At 36.8% G+C, this 25,434-nt stretch carries 25 protein-coding genes, 4 pseudogenes and 1 riboswitch; of the genes and pseudogenes, 1 reads left to right on the top strand and 28 read right to left on the bottom strand.

Annotation, left to right across the window (positions count from 1 at the left end):
• Positions 1–139: 139 nt before the first annotated feature.
• The 6 genes from EKM00_RS10750 to EKM00_RS10725 form a co-directional block, all read right to left on the bottom strand.
• Positions 140–1,213, bottom strand: coding sequence for an NHL repeat-containing protein (locus EKM00_RS10750; RefSeq protein ID WP_126516160.1), 1,074 nt, complete (start codon positions 1,211–1,213; stop codon positions 140–142).
• Positions 1,214–1,309: 96 nt separating this feature from the next.
• A complete protein-coding gene (locus tag EKM00_RS10745; protein ID WP_126457419.1) occupies positions 1,310–2,392 on the bottom strand; it encodes a bifunctional 3-deoxy-7-phosphoheptulonate synthase/chorismate mutase type II in 1,083 nt (360 codons plus the stop codon).
• An 87-nt stretch (positions 2,393–2,479) separates the two neighbouring features.
• A complete protein-coding gene (locus EKM00_RS10740; protein ID WP_126516159.1) occupies positions 2,480–3,337 on the bottom strand; it encodes a prephenate dehydrogenase in 858 nt (285 codons plus the stop codon).
• Between the two features lie 139 nt (positions 3,338–3,476).
• A complete protein-coding gene (locus EKM00_RS10735) occupies positions 3,477–4,625 on the bottom strand; it encodes a pyridoxal phosphate-dependent aminotransferase (protein WP_126516158.1) in 1,149 nt (382 codons plus the stop codon).
• Positions 4,626–4,695: 70 nt separating this feature from the next.
• Positions 4,696–5,523: a prephenate dehydratase gene (locus EKM00_RS10730; protein WP_126453058.1), complete on the bottom strand. Its 828-nt coding sequence runs from the start codon at positions 5,521–5,523 to the stop codon at positions 4,696–4,698.
• Positions 5,524–5,896: 373 nt separating this feature from the next.
• A complete protein-coding gene (locus tag EKM00_RS10725; RefSeq protein WP_126516157.1) occupies positions 5,897–7,150 on the bottom strand; it encodes a dicarboxylate/amino acid:cation symporter in 1,254 nt (417 codons plus the stop codon).
• 145 nt (positions 7,151–7,295) lie between these two features.
• Here EKM00_RS10725 and gldA point away from each other — a divergent pair, with 145 nt between their 5' ends.
• The gene (gene gldA / locus EKM00_RS10720) at positions 7,296–8,198 is read left to right on the top strand and encodes a gliding motility-associated ABC transporter ATP-binding subunit GldA (protein ID WP_126516156.1); all 903 of its coding nucleotides are present in this window, start codon (positions 7,296–7,298) and stop codon (positions 8,196–8,198) included.
• A gap of 551 nt (positions 8,199–8,749) precedes the next feature.
• Here the strand turns inward: gldA and metF are convergent.
• The 22 genes and pseudogenes from metF to EKM00_RS10610 form a co-directional block, all read right to left on the bottom strand.
• Positions 8,750–9,706: a methylenetetrahydrofolate reductase [NAD(P)H] gene (gene metF / locus EKM00_RS10715; RefSeq protein ID WP_126516155.1), complete on the bottom strand. Its 957-nt coding sequence runs from the start codon at positions 9,704–9,706 to the stop codon at positions 8,750–8,752.
• Positions 9,707–9,787: 81 nt separating this feature from the next.
• Positions 9,788–12,469: a methionine synthase gene (metH, locus tag EKM00_RS10710; RefSeq protein ID WP_126516154.1), complete on the bottom strand. Its 2,682-nt coding sequence runs from the start codon at positions 12,467–12,469 to the stop codon at positions 9,788–9,790.
• A gap of 323 nt (positions 12,470–12,792) precedes the next feature.
• Positions 12,793–13,794 (bottom strand): homocysteine S-methyltransferase family protein, encoded by a 1,002-nt coding sequence (locus EKM00_RS10705; RefSeq protein WP_126516153.1) that lies wholly within the window; start codon positions 13,792–13,794, stop codon positions 12,793–12,795.
• A 265-nt stretch (positions 13,795–14,059) separates the two neighbouring features.
• Positions 14,060–14,179: riboswitch (SAM riboswitch) on the bottom strand.
• Positions 14,180–14,271: 92 nt separating this feature from the next.
• A complete protein-coding gene (locus EKM00_RS10700; RefSeq protein WP_091204228.1) occupies positions 14,272–15,324 on the bottom strand; it encodes an NAD(P)/FAD-dependent oxidoreductase in 1,053 nt (350 codons plus the stop codon).
• Between the two features lie 107 nt (positions 15,325–15,431).
• The gene (locus EKM00_RS10695) at positions 15,432–16,013 is read right to left on the bottom strand and encodes a precorrin-2 dehydrogenase/sirohydrochlorin ferrochelatase family protein (protein ID WP_126516152.1); all 582 of its coding nucleotides are present in this window, start codon (positions 16,011–16,013) and stop codon (positions 15,432–15,434) included.
• A gap of 75 nt (positions 16,014–16,088) precedes the next feature.
• A complete protein-coding gene (gene cobA, locus EKM00_RS10690) occupies positions 16,089–16,862 on the bottom strand; it encodes a uroporphyrinogen-III C-methyltransferase (protein WP_126516151.1) in 774 nt (257 codons plus the stop codon).
• Positions 16,855–18,945: a HEPN domain-containing protein gene (locus tag EKM00_RS10685; RefSeq protein WP_126516150.1), complete on the bottom strand. Its 2,091-nt coding sequence runs from the start codon at positions 18,943–18,945 to the stop codon at positions 16,855–16,857. Before EKM00_RS10685 ends, cobA begins: the two co-directional genes overlap by 8 nt.
• A gap of 187 nt (positions 18,946–19,132) precedes the next feature.
• Positions 19,133–20,377 carry a sulfate adenylyltransferase subunit 1 gene (locus tag EKM00_RS10680; protein ID WP_126516149.1) on the bottom strand — a complete coding sequence of 415 codons (1,245 nt, stop codon included), beginning with the start codon at positions 20,375–20,377 and terminating at the stop codon, positions 19,133–19,135.
• A gap of 152 nt (positions 20,378–20,529) precedes the next feature.
• Complete coding sequence (cysD, locus tag EKM00_RS10675) at positions 20,530–21,429, bottom strand: sulfate adenylyltransferase subunit CysD (RefSeq protein ID WP_126453028.1); 900 nt, start codon at positions 21,427–21,429, stop codon at positions 20,530–20,532.
• 65 nt (positions 21,430–21,494) lie between these two features.
• The gene (locus EKM00_RS10670) at positions 21,495–22,196 is read right to left on the bottom strand and encodes a phosphoadenylyl-sulfate reductase (protein WP_126516148.1); all 702 of its coding nucleotides are present in this window, start codon (positions 22,194–22,196) and stop codon (positions 21,495–21,497) included.
• A 15-nt stretch (positions 22,197–22,211) separates the two neighbouring features.
• On the bottom strand, positions 22,212–23,117 hold the full coding sequence (locus EKM00_RS10665) for a sulfite exporter TauE/SafE family protein (RefSeq protein ID WP_233592277.1): 906 nt from the start codon (positions 23,115–23,117) through the stop codon (positions 22,212–22,214).
• 115 nt (positions 23,118–23,232) lie between these two features.
• The gene (locus EKM00_RS10660; RefSeq protein ID WP_126516147.1) at positions 23,233–23,643 is read right to left on the bottom strand and encodes an RrF2 family transcriptional regulator; all 411 of its coding nucleotides are present in this window, start codon (positions 23,641–23,643) and stop codon (positions 23,233–23,235) included.
• Between the two features lie 168 nt (positions 23,644–23,811).
• The gene (locus tag EKM00_RS10655) at positions 23,812–23,907 is read right to left on the bottom strand and encodes a PLP-dependent transferase (RefSeq protein ID WP_126516146.1); all 96 of its coding nucleotides are present in this window, start codon (positions 23,905–23,907) and stop codon (positions 23,812–23,814) included.
• A gap of 72 nt (positions 23,908–23,979) precedes the next feature.
• Positions 23,980–24,081 (bottom strand): annotated as a pseudogene (locus EKM00_RS10650) (PLP-dependent transferase); the annotation flags it as partial.
• Between the two features lie 66 nt (positions 24,082–24,147).
• On the bottom strand, positions 24,148–24,237 hold the full coding sequence (locus tag EKM00_RS10645) for a PLP-dependent transferase (RefSeq protein WP_126457435.1): 90 nt from the start codon (positions 24,235–24,237) through the stop codon (positions 24,148–24,150).
• 78 nt (positions 24,238–24,315) lie between these two features.
• Positions 24,316–24,411: a PLP-dependent transferase gene (locus tag EKM00_RS10640; RefSeq protein ID WP_126516144.1), complete on the bottom strand. Its 96-nt coding sequence runs from the start codon at positions 24,409–24,411 to the stop codon at positions 24,316–24,318.
• Between the two features lie 72 nt (positions 24,412–24,483).
• Positions 24,484–24,585: pseudogene (locus EKM00_RS10635) on the bottom strand (PLP-dependent transferase); the annotation flags it as partial.
• Positions 24,586–24,651: 66 nt separating this feature from the next.
• On the bottom strand, positions 24,652–24,747 hold the full coding sequence (locus tag EKM00_RS10630) for a PLP-dependent transferase (protein ID WP_126516143.1): 96 nt from the start codon (positions 24,745–24,747) through the stop codon (positions 24,652–24,654).
• A gap of 84 nt (positions 24,748–24,831) precedes the next feature.
• A pseudogene (locus tag EKM00_RS10625) lies at positions 24,832–24,921 on the bottom strand (PLP-dependent transferase); the annotation flags it as partial.
• 66 nt (positions 24,922–24,987) lie between these two features.
• Entirely contained in the window at positions 24,988–25,083 is a 96-nt protein-coding gene (locus tag EKM00_RS10620; RefSeq protein ID WP_126453017.1) for a PLP-dependent transferase, read from the bottom strand.
• Positions 25,084–25,155: 72 nt separating this feature from the next.
• Positions 25,156–25,251, bottom strand: coding sequence for a PLP-dependent transferase (locus EKM00_RS10615; protein ID WP_126516142.1), 96 nt, complete (start codon positions 25,249–25,251; stop codon positions 25,156–25,158).
• Between the two features lie 72 nt (positions 25,252–25,323).
• Positions 25,324–25,425, bottom strand: a pseudogene (locus EKM00_RS10610) (PLP-dependent transferase); the annotation flags it as partial.
• Between the last annotated feature and the right edge of the window lie 9 nt (positions 25,426–25,434).

The following is a 25,434-nucleotide window of genomic DNA, read 5'->3' as shown; positions in this document are numbered from 1 at the left end:
TACAATCAAGTTGTAGGTTTTAATAAATAAATAATTATCTACTTGGTTACTTAAGCATTCAATACTTTTTCTTGGTGTCCAATACTTTCCTGGTGAATTGTCTTAAAGAATTTTAGAGTGGCATTCGTAATTACACTATCTATTCGTAAGCAATTTTTCTTATTTTCCCATTTCCAGCAATATATACATTCCCATTATTATCTATTGCAACACCAAAAGGTCTATCAAATGTCGCAGTAGCAAGTAATCCATCAAGACTACCTGCTATTCCTGTACCAGCAAACGTAGTTACAACTCCAGCAGGAGTTATTTTACGAATTTTATTAGAATGAACATCCGCAACATATAGATTTCCTGAAGCATCAATTGTTAGGCCACTAGGAAGACCAAAACCTGCATTACTACCAGTACCATCAACACCGTATATGCCGCCTCCGGCTAAAGTAGTCACTACCCTTGTAGGGCTAATTTTACGGATTTTATGACTACCCCATTCTGATACAAATAAATTTCCTGAAGCATCGATAGTTATAAAGCGAGGATAATGTAAACTAGCTAAAATACCAATGCCATCTTTGCTACCTTCGGCTCCACTGCCGGCAAACGTACTGACTACGCCTGATGGGGTTATTTTGCGAATCTTATTATTTGAAATATCAGCTACATATAGATTTCCTGCAGCATCTGCAACAACATCAGTAGGGGCAAGAAAACTTGCTTGACTTCTATCTCCATCAACACTACCGCCAACTCCTGTTCCTGCTACAGTAGTTACCACACCCGTTGGAGAAATTTTGCGAATCTTATTATTACCCGTATCAGCTATATATAGATTACCAGAAGCATCAATTGTGAGCCCTGAAGGTCCTGCAAAACTTGCTTCTATACCTATAGCATCAATGCTTCCAGGAATGATATTACCTGCAAAAGTAGTTACTACTCCTGCAGGACTAATTTTCCGAATCTTGCTAGCACCTACTTCTACCACATACAAATTACCTCCTGCGTCTGCCACAAGATCTTCTGGTCTCCAAAAAGTAGCTTGAGTTCCTACTCCATCTTCACTAGCGTTAGGTAAACCAGATCCTGCGAAAGTAGTCACCATATCATAACTCTTGTTAGAAGGTGGAGTTACATCCTCATTAGAATTACATGAGATAAAGAGAAACCCTAAAAAAATCATATTTAATACTGCAAACGATAATTTTCTCATAAATTTTGATCATTAAAACTACGCAATAATACAAAAAAAACCTACAATCAAGTTGTAGGTTTTAATAAATAAATAAATAATTATTTACTTGGTTACTTAAGCATTCAATACTTTTTCTTGGTGACCAATACTTTCCTGGTGAATCGCTTTGAACATTTTTAGTACAAACTCTTCTGTCAACCCTTTCTTCTCGCCTTCCAAAATCATTTTTCCTAAAATTTCGTTCCAACGATTGTTTTGCAATACAGCAACGTTAGCGTCTTTTTTCACTTGACCAATTTCGTCAGCCACTTTCATGCGTTTGCCTAACAATTCCAATAAATTCGAATCCAGAACATCAATATTCGCTCTCAATTTTGTCATTTTATTAGCAAACTCGTCCGTATCACCACTTACTTTTCTCACTTTCAAATCTTTGAAAATCTGTTTCAAAGCATCTGGTGTCACTTGTTGCGCTGCATCACTCCATGCATTATCCGGATCAGTATGCGTCTCGATAATCATACCGTCGTAATTCAGATCTAATGCTTCTTGAGTCACTTCAAGAATCATCTCACGGTTTCCTGTAATATGGGAGGGATCAATGATCAAAGGCAAATCAGGGAATTTATTTTGCAATTCAATAGCTATCTGCCATTCAGGAATGTTTCTGTATTTCGTTTTTTCATACGTAGAAAAACCTCTGTGAATAACGCCTAAATTCTTAATTCCTGCCGCATGCAAACGTTCCACACCACCCAGCCACAAAGCCATATCTGGATTTACCGGATTCTTGACCAATACAATTTTATCGGTTCCTTTTAATGTATCAGCAATTTCTTGCACCGCAAACGGATTTGCAGTTGTACGGGCTCCAACCCATAATACATCAATATCATGCTCTAAAGCCAATTTACAATGCGCTGCAGTCGCTACTTCGGTTCCCATAAGCAAGCCGGTTTCTGCCTTTGCTTTTTGCAGCCATTTAAGCCCTATTGCTCCTACTCCTTCAAATCCTCCCGGACGCGTTCTTGGTTTCCAAATTCCAGCTCTAAAAACACTCACATCTGAATCTTTCAATTCATGTGCAATTTTCAATACTTGTTCTTCTGTTTCAGCACTACAAGGTCCTGCGATCACAAATGGATGAGTCAAATTAAATTCATTCAACCAATTTCTCATTTCTTTCTTGTTTTCCATCTTTTCTAATTTTATTTTTTTAGTTTTTTAGTTTTTGTGTTGTTCTTATTACAGTAACTGTTCCCGAAGATTCAAGATGAAAACAGCTTACTTTTTTATATTAATTCCGTTTAATATTTCCTTTATTTTATTGACACTTTGCATTTCATTATAAATCGCATCATAATCTTCCTTTTCTAACAATTCTTTGAATTTTGACAAATTCGAAATGTATTCATCCAATGTTTTCACAACCTGCTTCCTATTTTGTTTAAAAATTGGTGTCCACATGGCTGGTGAACTCTTGGCCAAACGAACCGTACTTTCAAAACCAGAACCCGCCATATCAAAAATATCCTGTTCGTCTTTCTCTTTATCAATTACCGTTTTCCCCAACATAAAGGCACTAATGTGAGATAAATGTGACACATAAGCAATGTGCTTGTCATGTGATTTTGGGTCCATATACCGAATCCGCATTCCCATAGCCTTAAACAAATCCAACGCTTTTTCCTGTAATTTAAACGTTGTTTTTTCGACCTCACAAATGATATTCGTTTTCCCTTGAAACAATCCTTTTATCGCTGCCGATGGTCCTGAAAATTCCGTCCCCGCAATAGGGTGCGTTGCTATAAAATTCCTTCTTCTAGGATGATTGGCAACCGCTTCACAAATAGGTATTTTGGTAGAACCCACTTCAAAAACTATACTATTGTCGCCAATAACATCCAATACTTTTGGCAAAACTAGCAATGCAACGTCAACCGGAACGGAAACGATTACAAAATCTGCATCAACTAAATCATCAAATGTCGCACCAGCATCAACAACTCCCAAAGTTATTGCTTCCTGCAAATGATTTTCATCAGTATCGATTCCATAAATTTTGGCTTCCGGATGCAGTGCTTTAATGTCCAACACCATTGAACCGCCTATCAATCCTATTCCTATTACAAATACTTTCATTTCTTATTTTTTGTAGCTAATCCTGCTATTCGTTTCAATCTTTTCCTTTTTGACAGCAAAAAGGAAAAGGATTTCCACTGTTATCAGGGCTAGGGCATTTCGTTTTTTAATACATTTATTTTTTTAAAACGAATATTTTTTATGCAAACCTGTCAATTGCTTCCTGTACTTTTTCTTCTTTTACACACAATGCAAATCGGATGTAACCTTCTCCATTAGAACCAAAAATAGTTCCCGGCGTAATAAAAATAGATTTGTCATATAAAATTTTATCTATGAATTTCTCCGCCGATGTGATTCCGTCCGGCAATTTTGCCCAAACAAATAATCCAACTCCCTCTTTATAAACTTTACAGCCTAATTTCTCAGCCAGTTGTTCGGTAAGAATTCTGCGTTTTCTATAAATCACATTCATCGAATCAAACCAAGTTTTGTCACTTTTTAAAGCTGCAATCGCTCCTTTTTGAATCCCGTAAAACATACCGCTATCCATGTTGCTTTTCACTTTCAAAACGGCATCAATGCAAGCTGCATTTCCCAGAAGCATTCCCACTCTCCAGCCCGCCATGTTAAAAGTCTTACTCAAAGAGTTCAATTCTAAAACCACGTCTTTTGCACCTGCTACTTGCAACAAACTCATCGGATTGTCGTTTAAAACAAAACTATACGGATTGTCGTTCACTAATAAAATGTTATGCTTTTTGGCAAAAGTCACTAATTTTTCAAACAATGCCAGACTTCCTCTGGCTCCAGTTGGCATGTGAGGATAACCAATCCACATGATTTTCACTTTCGACAAATCCAATTTTTCCAAAGCTTCAAAATCCGGCTCCCAGTTATTGTTTTCTTTTAAGTCATAATAAATCGGCACAGCTCCCACTAAATTTGTCACCGAAGTATAGGTTGGATATCCTGGATTTGGGATCAGCACCTGATCGCCTTCATTCAAAAAAGCCAGGGAAACATGCATAATCCCTTCTTTTGACCCCATCAAAGGCAAAATTTCGTTAGCCGGATTCAACGCAACTCCGTAATTGTTTTTGTAAAAATCAGCCATACCTTGTCGTAATTCCGGCAACCCTTGATAACTTTGGTATTGATGCGCATTCTCCTCTTGCATTGCCAGGACCATTGCCGCAATTACCGTTTGTGACGGCTGCAAATCCGGGCTTCCAATTCCCATATTGATAATGGGTTTCCCTTCAGAAGCCAGTTGCCTTACTTCTCTCAACTTTGAGGAGAAATAGTATTCTTCAATTATTTCGAGACGTTTCGCTATAGTAATCATTCTTCTATTTTAAATTTCTTGTAAATCGATCTTAATCTAATTCCCACTTCGGGGGTTGGGGTTAAGGGCTTTATAATTTTGTGTTTTTATATTCGCCTAACACTTTGAAATATTCTGCCATAATGATTAATAGCGACTTTGCTTTCGCATAATCTTCGTATTTTTCAAAAGTGACATCTACAAAAAACGAATATTTCCAAGGCGTTTCTATTTTTGGTAACGATTGTATTTTGGTTAAATTCAATTTGCAATCGCTCATCACATTTAAAACTGCCGCTAAACTTCCCCGTTTATGATCCAATTCAAATTTGATAGACGCTCTGTTAATCTCGTTTTCCGGAACAAATGAATTCTCTTTTTTGATAATGACAAACCGTGTCATATTATTTTTAATCGTTTGAATTTCAGGAGCTAAAATTTCTAAATCATACATTTCAGATGCGGTTTTACTGGCGATTGCAGCAATTCCTTTCAACTGATTTTCCTGAATTCTACGAGCCGTTTCGGCAGTATCTTTATCTTCGACTAATTTTATATTTGGATATTTTTTAAGGAATTCCATACATTGCAAAATGGCCATAGGATGCGAATGTACTTCCAAAATATCTTCTATTTTCTGCTCTTTTAAGGCCATTAAATTTTGATGAATTCTTAAATAATGTTCTCCTATTATGTGTAAATTATTCTTGTCAATCAATGCGTAATTCGGAATAATTGGGCCCGCAATAGAATTTTCTATAGCCATAACTGCCTGATCTGATTTACCGGAGAGCAGGTTATCCACTAACTCTTCAAAGGACAAACATTCATCTAAAGCAACCGCCTGATGAAAATATTCTTGCGCCACCTGATGGTGAAAAGAACCCGTTATGCCTTGTATTCCAATTATTTCATTCATTTTACACCTTTTTAAGCAAAAAAAAATCCCGATTTACATCGGGATTGTATATTTATAGTATCAATTTAATTTTATAATCAAATAACCATACAACAATCCCTTTCGACCTTCCAGAAGAAATAATAAGAGTTGCTAAAATAAAATCGGTTATTCAACATGCTGTTGTTTTTTGTATTAATTACTCTGCGAATGTATACATAATTTCCAGCTATCCAAAAAAAAAGGCTGATTTTATTGAACAAAAAAAGAATTCGCTAAAAAACTGGTTATTAATTATGTAATAATTAAAAAAAGGCCTTTAAAACACCAATAAGTCGTTGCTATTTTACTGTTTTTAAAACTATACCATTGAAACCGGCTAAAAAAAGTGGTTTTATACAACTACTTTTTCAGCAAGCCATTTTTTTCCTTCCGAAATTCGGGCAACCATCATCGCCGACACTAAATCACCATTCGCATTTAGCAATGTCGCCATTGGATCTACTAAAGTCCCCACAATCATTGCAGCTGGAAGAGCTTGTTCCATTGGGAAACCATAAACGGTAATCGCCAAAATTTCTCCTATATAACCTCCATTAGGAATTCCGCCTTCAACTACCGAAACAATTACTGTAATTCCTAACGCCACTAATAAGGTATTTGGGTCCGTTAAATCTTTTCCGAACATGGCGAAAATTACCGCAATTTTCACAATAGATGACATACTGGATCCGTCTTTATGCAAAGGCGCACCCAGTGGAATAACTACATTTCTGATGTGAGCCGGAATATTCATTTTCTCGGCACCTTCCAGATTGGCAGGAATAGTGGCAATGCTGCTGCAAGTTCCCAATGCGGTTAAGGAAGGCGTAATATTATTTTTCCAAAATACTTTAAATCCTAATTTCCCTCCAGCGATAAAAGCGTACAAACTAAAAAACACAATAAAGTAGAAAGCACAAACCGCATAATAAAGCCCCAAAGGTTTTGCATAAGCTCCAAATAATTGCGGTCCAAAAATTCCAACCTGATACGCGAAATAAGCCCCCAAACCTATTGGAGCCGTTTTCATGATGATGTGTAACAATTGTTTCATCACTTCATTGCCTGAATTCAAAAACCTGCTGAAATCTTTTCCTTTTTCTCCGGAACGCAGGGCGGCAAACCCTATTAGAAAGGAAAAAATGATTAAGGCCAACATGCTTTTTCGAGAAAGCAGCTCATAAAAATCCCCCGCTGTAAGCAATTGGGTAATTTGTGAACCTGTATTTGTACTTTGTATACTTTCTAACGGTATTTTTGAAATAATGATGTCTTGATGAATGGGAAATAACAGGACACCAACCAGCATCAAAATGGCAGAAATTAATACGGTGCTTAAAAACACTCCCATAACAATTACAAATAATCTTCCCAGTTTCTCTGATTTTTCTAAATTGGCAATCGAAGATGCAATCGTAAAAAACACCAAAGGGATAATGGCGGTAAACAATAAATTCAGAAATATATCGCCCAATGGTTTAATCACTTCTACTTCCTTTCCAAAAACTAAGCCCAATATACTTCCTGCCAAAATTCCGCCAAGCAGCAATAAAATACTTTTGTAGTTTTTCAAGAAACTCCCTGATTGTGTGTTTTTCAAATTCATGTTCATATAGTTTATGGTAAATATATAAATCTAAAAGAGAATATCCTCTTGCTCAATAAACTTTGACGAAGGTCTTTTATTTATTGAGTTACAAAAACAATAAATCAATACTTTTTCTGTTTACTTTTGCAACAAATAAAATTCCATGTCAATAGAAGTAAATAACATATCCAAAAGTTACGGTACTCAAAAAGCCTTAGACAACATTACATTTTCTGTCAAAAAAGGAGAAATAGTTGGTTTCTTAGGTCCAAATGGAGCCGGAAAATCAACTTTGATGAAAATATTGACCACTTACATCAATGCTGATGAAGGATCCGCAATAGTAAACGGAAATGATGTAAACACCAACCAAAAGGCAGTACAACTTTCAATTGGTTATTTACCGGAACACAATCCGCTGTATTTGGATTTGTATGTACGCGAATATTTAGCCTTTAACGCTGATGTGTATAAAGTAGCTAAATCCCGTATCGACGAAGTAATTCAACTTACTGGTTTAACTACCGAAAGTCATAAAAAAATAGGCCAATTGTCTAAAGGATATCGGCAACGTGTGGGCCTTGCCAATGCGTTATTGCACAATCCCGATGTTTTGATTTTGGATGAACCAACCACTGGTTTAGATCCAAACCAATTAATCGAAATTCGTAATGTGATTAAAAATGTGGGAAAAGACAAAACTGTTTTCCTTTCGACGCACATTATGCAGGAAGTAGAAGCGATTTGTGACCGTGTTATTATCATCAATAATGGAAAAATTGTTGCCGATAAAAAACTGGACAACTTAATTTCTGAAGATAAGGAACAAGTGATTGAAGTAGAATTCGATTATAAAATTGAGGAACAATTAATTGCTAAAATCGAAAATCTTATTTCTTACAAAAATATACATGACATGATTTGGGAGTTGACTTTCAAAGCGGATAAAGACATGCGCCCCGCTGTTTTTGATTTTGCCAATGCCAATGGTTTAAAGACACTTCAGCTGAATCAGAAGAATAAAAATTTAGAGGCCGTGTTTAGGGAGATTACGAAAAAACAGTAATCATTGTTCAGTCGCAGTTTGCAGATGAAAAATACTAGCCATTTATAATACTTATACCGTTTGATTTGTCATTCCGACGAAGGAGGAATCCCATGCGGTGAAATTCCTCCTTCGTCGGAATGACAAAATTATGAGAATTTGGAATGAATAACGACATTTATAACCGTTAAATCCCTAGCCAAGATAGCAGTAAAAATCCTTTTATTGTCTCGTTTTTTTGAATCTCATAAATTTTTATAGGCTTAAAATTTATCCTGCTTTGTTGGTATTGCTTGTCCTCCAAAAAGTATGAGCATATAATCAATTTTCGGATTTTTGTAAAACATAACTCCTTCACTCATAGATTTTTAATATTTTACAAATAAAAGCTACTAAATTTCTATTGCTAAAATATAAAATATTCCCTACAAACCATCAAAAGCAAGAGGATATTTTTAGAAGCGGAATTAACAACTAGATAAAAAAAAGACCTCAAAGGTTTTTAAAGCCTTTGAGGTCTAAGAATATAACATTATTAATTTAATAGGATTGCTTCGTTCCTCGCAATGACTTTAAAAAACCTTACTCGCTATTTGTCGGATATTTTCTGATTTTCCCATAGAATAATAGTGCAACACGGGAACACCGGCTGCTTTCAACTCCAATGATTGTTGGATAGCCCATTCGATTCCTACTTGTCTGATATCTGCGTTGTTTTTGCACTGATAAACGGCATGAATTAAATCTTCAGGCAAATCGATTCTGAAAATTTGAGGTAATACTTGCAGGTGTCTTTGCACTGCGATTGGTTTGATTCCCGGAATAATAGGAACGGTGATCCCCATTTCTCTGGCTTTGGCAACAAATTCAAAGTATTTTGCATTGTCAAAAAACATTTGCGTCACCACATAATCCGCACCGGCATCTACTTTTTCTTTAAGTCTTTTCAAATCTGAAATTAAAGACGGTGATTCTAAATGTTTCTCCGGATATCCCGCAACTCCAATACAAAAATTAGCTTTATCATCAACATCCATGAGGTCATGCAAGTACTTCCCGCAATTTAATTGGTTAATTTGTTTGACCAAATCAACTGCAAAATCATTTCCTCCTAATTTAGGAACAAAAGACTGCTCATCTTTCATGGCATCGCCACGCAAAGCCATCACATTATCAATTCCCAGATAATGACAATCAACTAATAGATATTCTGTTTCTTCTTTGGTAAAACCACCACAAAGCACATGAGGAACGGTATCTACATTGTATTTATGCTTGATCGAAGCGCAAATCCCAAGTGTTCCCGGACGCATTCTGGTTAGTTTTTTTTCCAATAAACCATTACCTTTATCCATATAGATAAATTCTTCGCGAGAGGTGGTTACGTCTATAAATGGCGGTTTAAACTCCATCAACGGATCAATATTATCGTATAATTCCTGAATACTTTTGCCCTTTTGAGGCGGAATAATTTCGAAGGAGAATAACGTTTCTCCTTTCGCAGCTTCTATATGTTGTGTTACTTTCATCTTAAGTCTTAAAGTTTGAATGTCGAAAGTCGAATGTCACGTCCTTTGGACTTTATGACTTTTGACTTTATGACTGTGTTTTTAATCAGCGATATTCGGGTTCAACCATTTCATGGCTACTTCTGTGGAAACGCTTCTTCGTTTCGCATAATCAATGACTTGGTCTTCTTTTATTTTTCCAAGTCCGAAATACTTGCTTTCCGGATTTCCAAAGTAATACCCAGAAACCGATGAAGCGGGCCACATTGCCATACTTTCAGTCAAGGTCACTCCAATTTCGTGTTCTACATTTAGTAATTTCCAAATCGTAGGTTTTTCTAAATGGTCAGGACAAGCGGGATACCCTGGTGCCGGACGAATTCCTTTGTACTCTTCGGCAATCATTGCTTCGGTACTTATATTTTCATCTGATGAATAGCCCCAAATTTCTTTACGAATTTTTTCGTGTAAATATTCGGCAAAAGCTTCCGCAAAACGATCTGCTAATGCTTTTACCATAATCGAATTATAATCGTCTAAATCTCTTTCGAATTCAGCGGCCCATTCATCCACACCAAAACCGGTCGTTACACAAAATGCACCCATATAATCCGTTTTACCGCTGTCTTTTGGAGCAATAAAATCAGCCAATGCAATGTTTGGAGCACCTTTTGTCTTTTGCGATTGCTGACGCAACGTCAAGAATGTCTGCAATGGTTTTCCGTTTTCGTCACTTATCTCAATGTCATCATCGTTCACTTGATTGGCAGGAAAAATTCCGTAAATTCCTTTAGCGGTTAGTTTCTTTTCTCTCAAAATAACTTCTAACATTTCCTGCGCATCTGCAAAAACCGAAGTGGCTTGTTCGCCCACTACCTCATCCGTTAAAATTGCCGGATATTTCCCGAACAATTCCCAGGTTCTAAAAAACGGTGTCCAGTCAATATACGGAACCAAAACATCTAGCTCCACTTCGATCACTTGTTCGCCGATGATTTTTGGCTTTACAGTAGTAAAATCCTCCCAATCCAACTGCAATTTATTCTTACGCGCTTGCTCAATAGTCAAGAAATTTTTGTCGCGGGAACGATTCAAAAACGTCTCTCTAAAAGCATTATACTCCGCTCTAATGTCGCTTGCATATATTTTTTTATCTTTGTTCAATAAACTTCCCGCCACCGTCACGGCTCTCGAAGCATCATTCACATGAATAACCGTTTCTCTGTATTGTGGTGCAATTTTTACGGCTGTATGTGCTCGTGAAGTTGTTGCCCCACCAATCATTATTGGAATTTTAAGTCCTCTTTTGTCTAATTCTTTAGCAAGAAAAACCATTTCGTCCAGTGACGGCGTGATCAATCCGCTCAATCCAATAATATCTACGTTATGCTCAATGGCTGCTGCGATAATTTTTTCGGGAGGCACCATTACGCCCAAATCTACAATCTCATAATTATTACACGCCAGCACCACGCTTACAATGTTTTTACCAATATCGTGTACATCGCCTTTTACGGTTGCCATCAGGATTTTTCCATTCCCTTGTTTGTCTCCGGCTCGTTTGCTGGCTTCAATAAACGGCAACAAATAAGCCACTGCTTTTTTCATTACCCGAGCCGATTTTACCACTTGCGGCAAAAACATTTTACCCGAACCAAATAAATCCCCAACCACATTCATTCCTGTCATTAAGTTAATTTCAATAACTTCAATTGGTTTTTTTGCTGCCAGTCGAGCTTCTTCAATATCCAAAAGAATAAATTCATCCACTCCCTTCACTAAGGAATGTGTCAATCGTTCCTGAATCGTTCCCGAACGCCATTCCTGAATCGCTTTTTCATTGCTCTTTACATCTCCTTTTACATTTTCGGCAAAATCTAGCAATCGCTCTGTGGCATCCTCTCGCCTGTTCAGAATTACATCTTCAACGCGTTCTAAAAGATCTTTTGGAATTTCGTCATAAATAGACAACATTTCAGGATTCACGATTCCCATCGTCATTCCATGTTGGATGGCGTGGTACAAAAACACGGAGTGCATCGCCTCCCGAACCGTATCATTTCCTCTAAAAGAGAACGAAACATTACTTACACCTCCACTAATGTGTGCATGAGGAAGATTTTCTCGAACCCATTTTGTTCCTCTAAAGAAATCCAAAGCATTCAAGCGGTGTTCTTCCATTCCTGTCGCTACTGGAAATATATTCAAATCGAAAATAATATCCTGTGGAGGAAAACCAACTTTGGTAACTAATATATCATACGAACGTTGGCATATTTCTATTCGACGCTCGTAATTATCTGCTTGACCCGTTTCATCAAAAGCCATAATAATTGCCGCGGCTCCGTAACGCTTAATCAATTTAGCATGATGAATAAATTGTTCTTCGCCTTCTTTTAACGAAATTGAGTTTACGACACTCTTTCCTTGGACTACTTTTAAGCCCGCTTCGATAATATCCCATTTTGAGCTATCAATCATGATTGGAACTCTGGAAATATCCGGTTCAGCAGCAATCAAATTCAGGAATTTCGTCATGGCATATTCGCCATCAAGCATTCCTTCATCCATATTTATATCGATGATTTGCGCGCCACCTTCCACTTGCTCTTTGGCAATACTGAGCGCTTCTTCGTATTTTTCCTCCTTGATTAATCGAAGGAACTTTCTAGAACCGGTAACATTCGTTCGTTCACCAATATTTACAAATACGCTGTTGGGCGTAATGATTAAAGGCTCTAATCCTGATAATACAAGGTTTCTTCTAGTTTCTGCTTGTGCCATTTTTTATTTGTTTTTTTCAACAACGGAATAAATTTTGTTGTTGTTGCCTTTTATTTTCAACGGAATAAATTCTCCCGAAGCTTCGGGACTACAAAATGAGTCGTTCCTACGGAACTCTTATGTTGCTTGCTCCGCGAAGTCTCCCGACTTTGAGGATGTGTTTCAAGGTCTCTGACCTTGGTTTTATCGGTTAAAAACCGATTGTCGCTTCCTCAAAGTCGGAGACTTTGCGGAGCGGGCGCTGGCACTAACTTGGATTCAACTAAAAAAATCCATTTTCAAACATCACTACACAGTTTAAAAAAACCATGCAGGAAATTTAATTACATTGTCGCCGTTGAAACCCTAGGTTTATACTCCTTTGCAATATCAGCAATCAACTTAATGTGTTCTGGCGTTGTTCCGCAACAACCGCCTATGATATTTACTAAATTATCGTCTAAATATTCTTTGATAAAGGCTTGCATCTGTTCTGGCGTTTCATCGTACTCTCCAAAAGCGTTCGGTAATCCTGCATTAGGATGTGCCGACACGTTGAAAGAAGTGTTTTGTGATAAGGTCTGCAAATATGGTTTTAATAAATCAGCTCCTAAGGCGCAATTGAATCCTACACTCAACAACGGAATGTGTGAAACCGAAACTAAGAAAGCTTCCACGGTTTGACCAGAAAGTGTTCTTCCTGATGCATCGGTAATTGTCCCGGAAACCATGATTGGAATGTCAATATTACGTTCGTCTTTGACTTCTTCAATAGCGAAAAGAGCCGCTTTAGCATTTAAAGTGTCGAAAATGGTTTCCACCAATAATAAATCACTTCCTCCGTCTATCAATGCTTCTACTTGTTGTTTGTAAGCAATGCGCAAATCATCAAAAGTTACCGCTCTATAACCTGGATCATTTACATCTGGTGACATACTCGCCGTACGGTTTGTTGGTCCTATTGAACCGGCTACAAAACGAGGTTTATCTGGATTTTTGGCTGTAAATTCATCGGCTACTTCACGGGCAATTCGTGCTGATTCGTAGTTGAGTTCGTAAACAATATCTTCGAGATGGTAATCTGCCATTCCGATGGTGGTTCCAGAGAACGTATTGGTTTCAACGATGTCTGCTCCTGCTTCAAAATAGGCGGCGTGTACCGCGCGAATCGCTTGTGGTTGCGTAAGTGACAATAAATCATTGTTCCCTTTTAAGGAATGTGGGAAATCTTTGAAACGTTCTCCTCGAAAGTCTTCTTCAGAGAAATTGTAGCGTTGCAACATGGTTCCCATAGCTCCATCGAGTATGAGTATATTTTTTTTAATGGCTTCTTGAATGCTTGACATATCTTGTTATTTCTTCTAAATCGCGATCCATTTCGGGATTTATACTTTTAATTACTAATTACAAAAGTTCACTATATAACCTTTTTAGCCCCGATTGAAGCGATATCCTATTTTTCTGGCGTTCAGAAAAAAAGATATAGCGTAAAGCGGGAACGGTATTGGCAAAAAAACGCCAATTGTTCGCTCCTGATACCGGAATTAATTCAGCAGGCTAAAAATATATGTTGTCAAGAAAAGGTTTGAGAAATACTGAGTGAGTATTCGTGTGTTATCTATCTTAAATACTGAAACTGGTTCTGTATAAAGTAGAATGTAGCACCTTCTTTAAAGATAAAGGGTTGCTAAGGTTTCATTGGGTCTTTCCCTCCGCCTTTCGTGATAACTTTCAATAAATATAGGAACAGTGCAAAGTAAAGACATAGCGCCTATACTTGCAAGTATTAGCGCTATATTTTTTAACTAGTTTGTATTAAGTTGTTAAACGATGGCTTTAACCACGGCTTTTGGAGCTTCTTTACGAGTTCCGTCAAATCCGTCAACACCAGAAACTGTAGTATATTTCAGCACATATTTCTTACCCGGATTGATTATTTGGTAGGCTGCCTGACACATCATAGTTGCTTCGTGGAATCCACAAAGAATCAATTTCAGTTTTCCTGGATAAGTGTTTACGTCACCAATGGCAAAAATTCCAGGAATATTCGTTTGGTAATCCAAAGCATTATTTACTTTGATGGCATTTTTTTCAATGTCTAATCCCCAGTCTCCAATAGGACCTAACTTTGGAGTTAATCCAAAAAGCGGAATAAAATAATCTGTAGGAATGGTTCTGTGGGCTCCATTTTCTTCAATATCAATTGATTCTAAATGTTCGGCTCCATTTAAACCAACTACTTCTGCCGGCGTGATCATTTTTATTTTTCCGGAATCTTTTAACTCCTGCACTTTTTCGACCGAATCCAAGGCTCCTCTGAATTCATTTCTACGGTGAATTAAAGTCACTTCGGAAGCAATATTCGACAAGAAAATACTCCAATCTAAAGCGGAATCACCACCTCCTGCAATTACTACTCTTTTGTCTCTGAATTTTTCCGGATTTTTAATGAAATACTTGATTCCTTTATCTTCGTAAAATTCGATGTCTTCAATCAATGGTTTTCTGGGTTCAAAACTTCCTAATCCACCAGCAATTGCTACAACTGGTGCATGGAATTTTTTTCCTTTATTTGAGGTGACAATAAAACTTCCGTCTTCTTGTTTTTCAATAGTTTCTGCACGCTCGCCAAGGGTGAATCCTGGCTCGAACTGCTTGATTTGTTCCATTAAATTATCCACTAAATCCCCCGCTAATACTTCTGGAAACCCTGGAATATCATAGATTGGTTTTTTAGGATATAATTCTGAAAGCTGTCCGCCCGCTTGTGGCAAAGCATCCAGAATATGGCATTTTAATTTCAATAATCCTGCTTCAAAAACGGCAAATAAACCAGTTGGTCCGGCTCCTATTATAAGGATGTCTGTTTTAATCATTTTTTTATTCTTTATGTAATGTAATTGTAGTAAACTATTTTGTACAAATTAACGATTGATTTTTACAACTTTAAATGATAAATATCATTTGTTAATTTGTAATGCTTTTATTCTTTGTTTTTTAACGTCTCGGTTATTTCATTCATTTTTTGTACTTTTTCTCCGAAATTCCCTTTGAGTGTCTTGCGATATTCATTGAGGTTTTCGACCATTTTATTAATATCGTCCGGAATTATTTCTTCGAAAAACTCCCGTAATCTTTTGGCTGTTGTCGGTGATTTTCCGTTGGTTGAAATAGCAATTTTTACATTTCCTTTGGTTACAATTCCGCCCAAGTAATAATCACATAATGGTGGTGTATCAGCAATATTACAAATCAGGAATCTTTTTCGTGACAAGTCGAATACCCGTTTATTGACTTTCAAATCATCGGTACAGGCAATTACCATGTGGCGTTTGCGAAGCATCCAGCGATTGAACTTTTTATAGGTCAATATTACCGAAGGATGTTTTGCTGCCAGGCCTTCCAATTCTGGAAGAAACCTTGGTGCCACCACTTCAACATTGGCATTTGGACTGGATTTCAACATGAAAGATAACTTTTCTAAACCCACATTTCCTCCACCTACAATAAGTACATTGAGGTTGTGTAGTTTTAAAAAAACAGGATATAGTTCGTTTCTTTCCATTACTATCTTATTTTCCTCTCCCCAACCCTCTCCGAAGGAGATGGAGCCAGAGCTTGAATAATTTATACTTATTTTTTATGCAATGTTACTTAAAATGAATTCTTCGTGAAATCCTTTTAACTTGATGCTTTCTTTGACCACTTCTCCAATAACAATTATTGCTGGCGAACTTAATTTATTCTCGGCCACGACTGCTTGAATACTATTTATCGTTCCAACTCCAATTTTTTCTTGTGGAGTAGTTCCGTTTTGAATAATGGCAACTGGAGTTTCTCCTTTAGATTCCTTCTGAAATAAAGAAACAATTTGTGATAGTTTACTCATTCCCATCAAAATCACAACTGTTGCTGATGATTGCGCTGCAAGTGCTACATCATTCGACAAATTCCTGTCGGAAGTAGTGCCTGTGATTACCCAAAAACTTTCTGAAACACCTCTTTTTGTCAAAGAAATTCCTTGATAAGCCGGAACTGCAATCGAAGATGAAATTCCGGGGACTACAAATGTAGGGATTCCAAAACTTTCTGCAAATTCAATTTCTTCGCTTCCACGACCAAAAATAAATGGATCTCCACCCTTCAACCGAACGACATTTCCATAGGTAAGCGCATTATCAACAATCAACTGATTGATTTGGTCTTGCGTATATTCATGACAGCCTTTTCGTTTCCCTACAAATATTTTTATGGCATCTTTGGGTGCATGAATCATTATTTCCTCATTAGCTAGTGCATCATACAAAACCACATTCGCTTCTGCCAGCGCCTTTACTCCTTTCAGAGTAAGCAAATCCGGATCGCCAGGACCAGCGCCTACTAAAGTTACTTTGGGTTGTATTGTATTATGCATCAGCTAAATCTTTGGCTCTGTATTTCTCTATTGTATCAAAAAACGCAACTCCTTGTTGGATGTATTTTTGTGCAAATTCAGCAGAAGGCTCATTCGCTTTGATTTGATAAACCAAATCTTTAAAGCTTGAATCCAATTCTATTTTTTTGCTTTCGATAAAAACAGTATCAAATAAATCGATAATTCCAGCGTGGTGATTTGTTTTTTGGTTTTCGGCCAATAAAATTGCTTTGGCACCGTTTACAAAACCTGCATAGGCCAAGTAAATCGCATCTGCCCATTTTTCTTCTTCGAAAGCTTCTTGTGCAAAAGTCATTTTATCTTTGGCTTCTAATATTAAAGTAGCCACTAAATCAATTACTACACCTGCACATTCTCCTACTCCAACTGCTTTTACGTAGTTATCAGCATTTCCCCAATCTACAAAATCAGCCTCGGTAAGGTTTGTTATATCTGCTAATGGTTTCAAAAACTCGTAGAAATATTTCTCCCCTTTGGCATCGTAATAATTCAAGAATGATTGTCCGTTTCCGTTTGCTTCAAAATCATTTAAGATATAACGCAACGCATCGGGTCCTCTTCTGCTTGGAATTTTAATCACTTTATCCGAAAATCTTCCGTTTCCGTTTCCTAAATTCCCTCCGCCTAATAACACCTGAAGAGCTGGAGCCACTAGTTTTCCTGCATTAATGGACATTCCTTGGAAACCAATTTCGGACATATTGTGTTGTCCACAAGCATTCATACAACCGCTAATTTTTATGGCGATTTGTTGATTGTTGCTGTATTGTGGGTATTCTGTTTTTAATACTCTTTCTAATTCATCCGCAATACCAGTACTACTTGCAATACCTAAATTACACGTATCCGTTCCCGGACAAGCCGTGATATCTCCGATAGTATCATACCCTAAAGCAACAAAATCCAATTTGGCTAATTCTTGGTAAAAGAACGCTAGATTTTCTTCTTTGATATTACGTAAGACGATATTTTGTCGTAATGAAAAACGCAATTCATTCGCACCGTAATTTTTAATCAAATCGGCTAACAATCTTGCTTTATCTGTATAAAAATCTCCTAAAAGCACTTTGATACCAATAGCCACATATCCTGCTTGTTTTTGTGCAATCACATTTGATTTTTTCCAAGCTTCAAAAGCTTCAACATTATCAATTGTTACTGATGGTACAGCTAACAAAGGTTCTGTAATTGGCCCTTCAAAAGCTGTAGTATCTATCTCGTATGTATGAAAAGGCAATGCTTTTTTCTCTTCGTCAACCAAACGCAAAAACTCATCACGACCTAAATCTTTAATTAAGAATTTCATACGTGCTTTCAAACGTTTTGCTCTTTCTCCGTAACGGTCAAAAACTCTGATTATACCTTCGGCAGTTGGAATAATTTGGTTCACCGGTACAAATTCTGAAAGCAATTCAGCGTGACTTGGTTGAGAACCTAAACCACCCGCAAACATTATTTTGAACCCTTTTTCGCCATTTACAATTTTTGGAATAAATCCTAAATCATGCAAATAACTCAAAGCGGTATCTTTATCAGAAGAGGAGAATGATATTTTGAACTTACGTCCCATTTCCTGACAAATTGGGTTACGCAATAAATATTGAAACAAACCATGCGCATAAGGCGACACGTCAAAAGGTTCGTCAACATCTACACCCGCTAATTCGCTTCCAGTAATATTACGCACGGTATTTCCACAAGCTTCTCTCAAAGTGATATCATCTTTAGCTAACTCAGACCAAAGCTCCGGTGTTCTGTCTAAACTCACATAGTGAATTTGAATATCCTGACGGGTTGTAATGTGTAAACGTCCTGTAGAATATTTATCGGACACTTCCGTAATACGCTTCAATTGCTCGCTAGTCACTTTTCCGTATGGCAATTTAATACGAATCATTTGCACGCCTTCTTGACGTTGACCGTAAATACCACGTGCCAAACGAAGACTGCGAAAACGCTCATCGTCAATTTGTCCACTTCGGAAGGAATGAATTTTTTTCTCTAAATCGATAATCTCTTTTTGGACAATCGGATCTTCTATTTCTGTTCTAAAACTTTGCATCTTTTAGTTATTTTTATCCCCTCCTCAACCCTCCCCGAAGGGGAGGGAGTCGAAATTGGAAATATTATTACATTTTCTTTTAACTCAATTATTATAATATTCTTATCGTAAAAGGCAAACGCCTTAACTACCGGCATACTTTTACCCAGTATGTCTCCCTCCCCTTCGGGGAGGGCTGGGGTGGGGGCTATTTTATAAACCCAACTCCTGCTGTTGTGTTGGTTGCAGCATCTATTAAGATGAAAGCTCCGTTAGATTTATTATCAGTATAAGCATCAAAATAAATGGCTTTGCTCAATTTGATAGTTACTTCTCCAATTTCATTTATAGCTAATTGAGTCGCTGGTGTTGTTCCAGAATAATCGGTTGCGATTACGTTTTTTACACTATCAATTTTTGCCAAAACTCTATTGCTGTTGTGTTGTACATAATATTTTGCGCCTGCCACTAATTTTTTACTGTCCATCCAACAAACAGTTGTTGTAATGTCTTTTTCAATTTTAGGAAGTTCATTCGATTTTACAATCATATCCCCTCTGGTTACATTGATATCATTTTCCAGTTCCAAAGTGATCGAAGAACCTGCCGTAGCTTCATCAAATTGTTTATCAAAAAAGTGAATATTCGTTACTGTAGATTCAGTTAAAGAAGGAAGCACCGTTACTGCATCTCCTACTTTAATAGTGTTACCGTATAATTTTCCGGCATATCCTCTAAAGTCGTGATACTCTTCCGTTTTTGGTCGGATTACTGTTTGAACAGGAAAACGTGCGATCCCGTTTTCGTAGATATCATTTGGTTCCAATGATTCCAAATGTTCCAAAACCGTCTGTCCGGTATACCAAGGCATGTTCTCCGATTTATCGGCAACATTCCCTCCATTGATTGCACTTAGCGGAATGTAACTTACATTTTGTTCTTTAAAAGCGCTTTTTGCATTTAATGCCTGAAAGTCTGCTTTGATTTTGTTGTATACTTCTTCTGAATAATCAACTAAATCCATTTTGTTTACCGCAACAATCACATCTTTTACTCTCAATAAATTATTGATAAAAAAGTGACGGTAGGTTTGCTCAATAACTCCTTTACGCGCATCAATCAAAATGATTGAAACTTGTGAAGTTGAAGCTCCGGTAACCATGTTTCGTGTATATTCAACGTGACCCGGAGTATCGGCAATAATGTAACTTTTTTTGGCTGTCGAAAAATAAATATGCGCCACATCAATCGTAATTCCTTGTTCTCTTTCAGCAACCAAACCATCGGTAGCCAATGAGAAATCTAAATAATCGTATCCTTTTTGCTTACTGCTTTTTTCTATTGCTTCAATCTTATCTGTAGTCAATGATTTTGTATCGTACAATAATCTCCCGATTAATGTACTTTTTCCGTCATCTACACTTCCTGCTGTTGCTATTTTTAAAACTTCCATCTGAATTTTGTTTAAAGTTTAAAAGTTTAAGGTTTTCAAAAACACCTTGTAAAAACTTCTAAATTTGATTTTTTTATTTTAAATGTTGAATTATAAATTTTAAATATCTCGGAACAATTCATAATTTATAATTCATAACTTATAATTGTTTTCTAAAAATAACCTTGTTGTTTTCTTTTTTCCATTGCAGCTTCAGAACGTTTATCATCAATTCTGGCTCCTCTTTCAGAAATAGTTGAAGATCTAATTTCACCCACCACTTCCTGAATAGTTGCTGCGTAAGAATCAACAGCTGCGGTACAACTCATATCTCCAACGGTTCTAAAACGAACAATTCTTTCTTCAATTTGCTCATCTTCTTCTTGGTAAACAAAAGGAGAATGAGACCAAATCATACCGTCTCTCAAGAATACCTTACGCTTGTGTGAAAAGTAAATCGATGGAATTTCGATTTGCTCTTGTTCGATATAACTCCAAACATCTAGCTCTGTCCAATTCGAAATTGGAAAAACACGAACGTTTTGACCGTTTTCAATTTTTCCGTTTAAAATATCAAATAATTCAGGACGCTGATTTTTTTCGTCCCATTGACCAAAATCATCACGAACCGAAAAAATACGCTCCTTCGCTCTCGCTTTTTCTTCATCTCTACGCGCACCACCGATGCAAGCATCAAATTTGAATTCTTCGATAGCATCCAAAAGTGTAGTCGTTTGCAAACTGTTTCTACTGGAGTACTTACCTGTTTCTTCTACAACTTTCCCTTCGTCAATAGCATCTTGCACATTACGAACGATTAATTCTAATCCCAATTCAGCAACTAATTTATCTCTAAAAGCAATAGTTTCAGGAAAGTTATGTCCCGTATCTACGTGCAACAATGGAAAAGGGATTTTCGCTGGAAAAAATGCTTTTTGAGCTAAACGTACCAAAGTAATCGAATCTTTTCCACCAGAGAAAAGCAATACCGGTTTGTCAAATTGAGAAATTACTTCTCTAAATATGTATATCGCTTCGCTTTCTAAAGCATTTGTTTTTAATATGGTACTCATTATATTTTTATTTATTCAAGGATTGAAAAATTCAAAAATTGAAAGATTGTTGTATTAATTTTTAATTATTTTTGGTGCAACCCACATTCTTTATGACTCGATTCCCATGACCATCTCCCTGCTCTGATATCTTCCCCTTCGGCTATGGCTCTCGTACATGGAGCACATCCTATACTTACAAACCCTTGTTTGTGTAATACATTTTGTGGCACATTATTTTTTTCTAAATAAGCTTCTACTTCTATCAAAGTCCATTTCAATAATGGATTGAATTTTATAATGTCGAACTTTTCATCGTATTCAAAAAGGTCTAAGTCATTTCTGTTTTCGGATTGTTCCGCACGTAAACCAGTAATCCAGATGTCATTCCCTTTTAATGCTTTAGTCAACGGTGCCACTTTTCGAATAAAACAACACTCTTTTCTATTCTCCACCGATTCATAGAAGCTGTTTGGACCTTTATGATTTAACAACTCTTCCACCGCAATTGCTTCCGGAAAATAGGTTTTAATGTCAATTTTATATTTTCTTAAAGTTTTATGAAAAACATCATACGTTTCCTGAAATAATCGTCCTGTATCCAATGTAAAAATGGTAATTGGCAAATCATTTTTCGCAATTAAAGCCGTAATCACCTGATCTTCCTGACCAAAAGAAGTAGAAAAAACTACGTTATCCTTATATTCGTTGGCTAAAAAACGAAGCGTTTCCTCAATGGAAAAATCTTTGGTTTTATGCAATAACGCTTGTACTATATCTGTGCTCATAATTCCGTTTATCTTTTACAACAATTTTGACAAGGTTCTTAAACTCAAAATAATAATTAAGATACCTACCAAAATCATCATTGGTTTTCTTTTGATTTTATTAACTAATAAAGCAGCAATTGGCGCAGCAATAACGCCTCCTAAAATTAAACCTATAATAACCTGCCATCCTTGGATTCCTCCAAAAATCATAAATGTAATACCACTAGCGAAAGAAACCGCAAATTCGGCTGCATTCACAGAACCAATTGTATATCTAGGATTTCTACCGCGTCCTAATAATGTAGAAGTTACAATTGGCCCCCAGCCTCCACCTCCAACGGAATCCATGAATCCCCCAAAAGAAGCCAGAATATTCAATCGTTTCGTTTTCTTTTTAATAATATTTTTTTGCATTGCCTTTCTGATAATTATAACCGCCAAAGCGATCATATACACGGCAATAAAAGGCTTTATTGCATCCCCAGAAATTACATCCGATAACAAATAAGCTCCGGTAATCGAACCCAAAATTCCGGGTATCAACAAATGCCGCACTAGTTTTTTATTGATATTCCCAAAACGATGATGAGAAATTGCAGAAGCTCCGGTGGTAAACATTTCAGCAACGTGAACACCTGTACTGCTGATTGCTGGCGGGATTCCATATGCCAATAAAAAAGAGGTAGAGGTTGCTCCGTAGCCCATTCCTAAAGTTCCATCGACTAGTTGTGCAAAAACGCCAATACAAAAAAAGATTAAAAACTCCTGATCGAACCCTCCCACAAAACCATTCCAAGAAAATTCAGCATGATGGTTGTACACCAATGTAGAAATTAATCCAACTAATAAAACAACCGGAATAACAACCCACAAGCGTTCTTTAAATGTAATTTGGGATTTTATCATCCCTTTATTTTCTTCTACTACTTCTTTATTCATGCTTGCAAGGTAAAATAAATTTTATTTATTATCTATTACCCTATCGGCATTGTAGATTAAAGCGCAAAAATAGTAATTTTTGTTTAACTACAACACTAATTTTTAAGTTTATTTTTTAAAAGGCGATATCCGCTAGGGTATTGTTTTCCAATATCATCAGGGTATTGTCTCGCACTTCGGTCATTAATTTCCGAACGGCGCAAGTGGTTTCATCGGCACAGTCTTCACAAGGTTCATAAAAATTATGGCTGGCACATGGAAGTAATGCAATAGGTCCCTCTAGAATACGATACACATGGGCCATATTTATTTCCTTAGGATCTTTTATCAAATAATAGCCTCCGCCTTTTCCTTTTTTGGCTCCTAAAAAACCAGAATGACGCAGTAATAATAAAATACTTTCTAAAAACTTGATCGAGATAGTCTCGCTCTTGGCTATCTCCGCTATTTGCACCGGAAAATTGTTTTTTTGGCGTGCCAAAAAAGTAAGTGCTTTTATTCCGTATTTAGTTTTTTTTGAAAGCATTTTAAAAAAATATAATTGAAGATTAATTATTTTTGATTGTAGATTTCAAAGCTGTCTGAAATCAACATTCTTTTTATATTGAAACAACAAAAATATACTTTTTGATTTAAGAATAGTGAATGGAGATTGATGATTTTTAATTTGTAGTAAATCTACAATCAAAAATCCTTACAACAATGCCTGCTCCAAATCAGCAATCTCATCTTTTACGGTTTCCAATCCTACTGAAACACGAACTAAACCATCGGGAATACTAACCGACAAACGTTCTTAAATAAACCACATTGACCACGGTTTAAACCCTGGACTATTGTATGGCTTTAATCGTCATGAACTTTACGAAAGCGCCTGCTCCAAATCAGCAATCACATCCTTCACGGTTTCCAATCCTACTGAAACACGCACTAAACCATCGGTAATACTCACTGCTAAACGTTCTTAAATAAACCACATTGACCACGGTTTAAACCCTGGACTATTGTATGGCTTCAATAATTATGAATTTTACAACAATGCCTGCTCCAAATCAGCAATCTCATCTTTTACGGTTTCCAATCCTACTGAAACACGCACTAAACCATCGGTAATACTCACTGCTAAACGTTCTTAAATAAACCACATTGCCCACGGTTTAAACCGTGGACTATTGTATGGTTTCAATCGTCATGAACTTTACGAAAGCGCCTGCTCCAAATCAGCAATCTCATCTTTTATGGTTTCCAATCCTACTGAAACACGCACTAAACCATCGGTAATACTAACTGACAAACGTTCTTAAATAAACCACATTGACCACGGTTTAAACCTTGAACTATTGTATGGCTTCAATCGTCATGAACTTTACGAAAGCGCCTGCTCCAAATCAGCAATCACATCCTTCACGGTTTCCAATCCTACTGAAACACGCACTAAACCATCGGTAATACTCACTGCTAAACGTTCTTAAATAAACCACATTGACCACGTTTTAAACCTTGAACTATTGTATGGCTTCAATCGTCATGAACTTTACGAAAGCGCCTGCTCCAAATCAGCAATCTCATCTTTTACGGTTTCCAATCCTACTGAAACACGCACTAAACCATCGGTAATACTAACCGACAAACGTTCTTAAATAAACCACATTGACCACGGTTTAAACCGTGGACTATTGTATGGCTTCAATCGTCATGAACTTTACGAAAGCGCCTACTCCAAATCAGCAATCACATCTTTTACGGTTTCCAATCCTACTGAAACACGCACTAAACCATCGGTAATACTCACTGCTAAACGTTCTTAAATAAACCACATTGACCACGGTTTAAACCTTGAACTATTGTATGGCTTCAATCGTCATGAACTTTACGAAAGCGCCTGCTCCAAATCAGCGATTACATCTTTTACCGTTTCCAATCCTACTGAAACACGTACTAAACCATCGGTAATACTAACCGACAAACGTTCTTAAATAAACCACATTGACCAAAGTTTAAACCTTGAACTATTGTATGGCTTCAATCGTCATGAACTTTACAACAATGCCTGCCCCAAATCAGCAATCTCATCTTTTACCGTTTCCAATCCTACTGAAACACGCACTAAACCATCGGTAATACTAACCGACAAACGTTCTTAAATAAACCACATTGCCCACGGTTTAAACCGTGGACTATTGTATGGCTTCAAGCATTATGAACTTTACGAAAGTGCCTGCTCTAAATCAGCGATTACATCTTTTACCGTTTCCAATCCTACTGAAACACGCACTAAACCATCGGTAATACTAACCGACAAACGTTCTTAAATAAA

This window comes from Flavobacterium sp. RSP15, from assembly GCF_003968755.1.
Lineage (GTDB): Bacteria > Bacteroidota > Bacteroidia > Flavobacteriales > Flavobacteriaceae > Flavobacterium.
The sequence above is the reverse complement of the archived record's forward strand: the minus strand, read 5'-3'. Positions and strand labels throughout refer to the sequence as shown.